Genomic DNA, 382 nt, shown 5'->3' with positions numbered 1-382 from the left:
GAAATTCCAGGTGAAAATGGAAAAACAATCACAGTCACAATTGGCGACAATGGTTCAGGTGAAGTACCAAATGACAAGCTTCCGAAAGGTGCTGTGCCAGGTAAAGGTAAAGTAACAGAACCGAACAAGAAACCATCACAACCAGTGGATGTAACAACACCAGCTCGTAAGACACCAACTATTGACTTGGTACAAGATCCTACTACAGGTGACGTTACAGTAACACCGAAGAGACCGGATGGATCAACCTATCCTAAAGGAACTACGGTAGAACTTCCAGGTAAGAATGGTCCAATCACAGTAACGATTGGTGACAATGGTTCAGCTAAGGTTCCAAATAATCAGTTGCCAGATACTAAGGTGTCAGGTAAGGCTAAGATTA

Annotated in this window: 1 protein-coding gene; it reads left to right on the top strand. The window is 42.9% G+C overall.

Annotation, left to right across the window (positions count from 1 at the left end; genetic code table 11):
• Nucleotides 1-382, top strand: a 382-nt coding sequence (locus tag B4W83_RS12825) for a hypothetical protein (RefSeq protein ID WP_158083592.1), incomplete at both ends; no start/stop codon positions are given.

Source organism: Streptococcus pseudopneumoniae ATCC BAA-960 = CCUG 49455 (assembly GCF_002087075.1).
Lineage (GTDB): Bacteria > Bacillota > Bacilli > Lactobacillales > Streptococcaceae > Streptococcus > Streptococcus pseudopneumoniae.
The sequence above is the reverse complement of the archived record's forward strand: the minus strand, read 5'-3'. Positions and strand labels throughout refer to the sequence as shown.